Source organism: Mesorhizobium sp. M0184, assembly GCF_040322215.1.
Classification (GTDB): Bacteria; Pseudomonadota; Alphaproteobacteria; order Rhizobiales; family Rhizobiaceae; genus Mesorhizobium.
This window is the reverse complement of the sequence record NZ_JAMYSZ010000079.1, coordinates 1-3,792: the sequence shown is the minus strand read 5'-3', so window position 1 is coordinate 3,792 and position 3,792 is coordinate 1. Positions and strand designations below refer to the sequence as shown.

The window sequence follows — 3,792 nt, the reverse complement described above, 5'->3', positions numbered from 1 at the left end:
CGGCCTCGGTCGCCGGCCTGCTGGTCACCACCGAAGCCATGATCGCGGAGGCTCCGAAGAAGGAGTCGGCTGGCGGCGGCATGCCGGCTGGTATGCCCGGCGGTGGCATGGGCGGCATGGGCGGTATGGATTTCTAATCCAGCCCCCCTATCAACCTACAGCGGAAAGGGCGGCAGCAATGCCGCCCTTTTTTGTGTGCCGAGCATGATCGACAGCTTTAGACGTGCAAGTCCTCTACCCAGCCTGATGCGGCGAAGCGCAACGGCGTCGTCGTGAGACGGGTCTGGCCGTGTCCTTTCGTTCAGCCGCTGTCGAAACTCACGATGATCGTGCTGCCTCTCGCCCGCCGTCGATCTCTGCAGGGCTGCGAGAAGGCCTTGCCAGCGGCTGGCAGACCCTGGTTGCGGTAGAACTCATCGCATCGTTCGAAGGGCTCCGATACCTGATGGCCTATGGTCGTCAGCTCTTTCAATTGGAACTCGTCTTTTCGGCCATGATCGTGGTCGGCCTGACCGGATTGGTGATCCACGGCCTGCTCACGTTTGCCGAAAACTATCTGCAACGCTGGCGTCCGGAGACCCCACGATCAGCCTGATCACGATTGCAGGTCGGGATAGGCTGTCGCGGCGCTTCCATCGCACCGCCGGCCTTCCGCTTCATCGGCCGACATCTGCGGCCGCTTGCGGTGCTGATGGCGCTGCTCGCGATTTGGGAGTTGCTCGCCCATGCCGGCGCTGCTGACCCACGTTTTCTACCGCGGCTGGAAAAGGTGGCGGCCCGCGGCATGGCAGAGTTCAGCCGAGGTGGCCTCGGCTCCAATATTCTGGTGAGCCTGGAACGTGACCTGATCGGTTTCGTGTGTGGCAGTGTGGCGTTCGCGCTTGGTCTGGTGATCGGATTTTCTCGCCTCATCGAACGCCTGAGAGGCTCGTGGTCGCGGTTGTATTACCGCTATTACGTGACCTGATCACGTTGACGATGCCAGCACCTTCATTGGCCACTTTCTGGACCATGTACGTCACATCAGGCTCCCCCGCCCGATCGACACGAGCCGGCTCTGTAACCAAGCCGCCGTCATATGGCGGTTCCACGACGACACTGGCGGCAGTCGTCTTCTCAGCGGCCACAGGTGGACGTTTCACCATGACGCCAACGAATCCGATGGTTGCAAGGACAGGCAGACCAAGCACCGCGTAGAAGCCGTACTCCGCTGGAGTGCGCCTCGGAAGTGGAGCGACAACGGCCTGATTTGTCTTGCCGTGCCGACATTGTCAGCACGCTTTTCGAAGCCTCTGAATTCCTTAGTGTCCATCCCAGCTCGACTTCCGACCATCCCCATTTCCGGCTGCCTGCGGCACGGTAGCCCTTGGCCTCTTGCTGCGCTCGAGCGGATCAGCGTGCCGTCCGCCTCCTCTGGCTGATCAAAATGTCTGCACCCATTTGGGAATGACCGCTTCGCGCAAAAGTATTCCCCCGTGAGCCGACTTTCCGAATTGGCTTAACTTCCAAATCTGTGGCTTTGCCGGCATTGCGGACCGCGGAGTTCCGACCACTCGCCCAAGGGTATGCCATGGCGTTTCGTCTCTTTGTTCCGATCCTTGCCGGTGCAACGCTGCGCGAGCGGCTGCTCGCCTGCATCGGGGCCATGATCGGCATCGCATTGACTGGCGTGATCAGTGCGCTGGCGAACGGATCTGGCCCACATGTCGCACTGCTGGTTGCTCCAATGGGAGCATCGGCCGTGCTGCTCTTTGCCGTGCCTTCAAGCCCGCTGGCGCAACCTTGGTCGATTATCGGTGGCAATACGATTTCGGCGCTGGTCGGGGTGATCGTGGCGCATTTCGTGCATGAACCCGTCCTTGCTACCGGCATTGCGGTGGCGCTGGCCATCGCCGCCATGTCGTTCACGCGCTGCCTGCATCCGCCGGGGGGCGCCGCCGCCTTGACCGCGGTGTTCGGCGGACCGGCCGTCTTCAGCTCCGGCTTGCTGTTTCCCTTCGTTCCGGTGGCGCTGAACTCGATCGTGCTGGTCGCACTCGGCTACGGCATCCACAAACTGTCGCGGCGCAACTATCCGCATGTGGCGGCCCCTGTCCTTAAAAGCACGCATGGAACCATCGATCCGCCGGCGCGGGAGCGGGTCGGCTTCCGGCCCGAGGATATCGATGCCGCGCTCGGCGCGCTGGAGGAAACCTTCGACATCGACCGCAACGATCTCGAGCGGCTGCTGCGGCAGGTCGAGTTGCAGGCGATGGTGCGCTCCCACCGGACCCTGCTGTGCGAGGACATCATGTCGCGCGATGTGATTTCGGTCGATGAACATGCGCCTGCCGACCAGGCGCATCATTTGCTGCTCGATCACAACATCCGGACGCTGCCGGTGACCGACGCCGAGGGCGGGCTGGTCGGTGTAGTTGGCCTGCGCGAGCTGACGAAGGCGACCGACACGGTGAGGGCTGTGATGTCGAAGGCTAGCACCGCCTCTCCCGATACGCCCGCGATGAGCCTGCTGCCGGTGCTCACCGACGGCCGCAGCCATGCCGTGGTCATCGTCGATACCGAGCGACGCATTATTGGGCTGATCACCCAGACCGACCTGCTGGCAGCGGCAGCGCGCGTGCACATGGCCGACACAACGCTGGCAGCGGCATAAAATAGTGATCCGGACTTGCTCAATCCGGGAACCCGATGGGGCGCCAATAGGATAGCGGTATTAAGTGCGGCCTTCCGCCTAAGACAATTTCTTTTTACGAGTAGATCAACCCTGAAACGCGACCGCGTGCTCAGGCATCTGGTTCACGTAGGCCAAGTACGACTGCAACAACGGAACACTCTTCAACCTTGCCGGTGGCCAGAGCCAGTCCGCTATGTCGACTAAAGGCGTGCGGACTACAAGTGCAACCATCTGGTGGACGGCTCCTATGCAACGATGGTAGCGCGGTTCGCGTGTCCAAGGCTGGGTTGAAGCTCTACGTCGCGGATTGAGTGATCGTTGGCAAGGTCGCGGCTCAGACGCCGAGGACGCGGTTCGCAATTCCATGCAGGTGGTCCTTTCCTTTGGTTCCTGCATTTCGCCTATGGTGAGGCGCCGCCGACCCCCGTCATGCATCACGCCGACGACCGCCGCTTCCTCGCCGCGCCAAGGGTTTGACTAGGCCGACGATAGACCATGCGATAAGCAATTCCGAAAAGACGTGGCTTGCGCCAAGTCGGCTCTGTCGAATAGCGATGTCAACATGATCCTGAGTTCCGAGGGCTCGCCGCGCATCAATCCTATAGCCTTGGTGACGTTCCTGACCAGGAGGATGAGGCTGCTCCACCAGGTCCACGGTGTTAGGAATTGCCATTGCACGAGTTGATCTCGGATTTCTTCGTCGCGCGTCGCCAATTTCCAGCCCAAGAACCGCGCCTACCGCTCGGTACCCCAACCACGTGGCCTATAGCCCTCATGCCGACTTCGAGGACCCTCCAGGATCGGGCCTGTTCGGATAGTGTGAGCGAGACCGAGGCATCAAGAGGGAACGGCCAGACGCTATCATGAGGATGCGCCATTTGCCGAAGAGCCGTACCGTTACCTTCGTCACTGTGCGGAACGCGGGGCGACCGTCGCTTCAGCCATCAGGCTTTGGGTGTCATTTCTCGCTGGCGGAGTCCACCGCCCCGACAAAAGCCTGACCTTTGCCAGTCTTCTACGGGCAAGCGTTCGCGCAGTTGTGTGCGTCAAGTTCTGCAAAATGGCGTGGCATTGCGGTGACGTCGGCGTGTCCGCCGCGCAGCCCCCGTGTTTAGCGG

General features: G+C 61.5%; 3 protein-coding genes. All 3 read left to right on the top strand.

Annotated features, from left to right (window positions below; translation table 11 throughout):
* The first annotated feature begins 289 nt into the window (after nt 1–289).
* The 3 genes from NKJ23_RS34275 (at nt 290) to NKJ23_RS34265 (ending at nt 2,653) form a co-directional block, all read left to right on the top strand.
* Nucleotides 290–595, top strand: a complete 306-nt coding sequence (locus tag NKJ23_RS34275; protein ID WP_352685144.1) for an ABC transporter permease — start codon at nt 290–292, stop codon at nt 593–595.
* A gap of 6 nt (nt 596–601) precedes the next feature.
* A complete protein-coding gene (locus NKJ23_RS34270) occupies nt 602–967 on the top strand; it encodes an ABC transporter permease (protein ID WP_352685143.1) in 366 nt (121 codons plus the stop codon).
* Between the two features lie 603 nt (nt 968–1,570).
* Entirely contained in the window at nt 1,571–2,653 is a 1,083-nt protein-coding gene (locus tag NKJ23_RS34265; RefSeq protein ID WP_352685141.1) for an HPP family protein, read from the top strand.
* Nucleotides 2,654–3,792: the final 1,139 nt, after the last annotated feature.

Bases quoted from the DNA above. Each gene is read 5' to 3' on its own strand.
- NKJ23_RS34265 (WP_352685141.1), top strand. From the start codon at position 1,571: ATGGCGTTTCGTCTCTTTGTTCCGATCCTTGCCGGTGCAACGCTGCGC.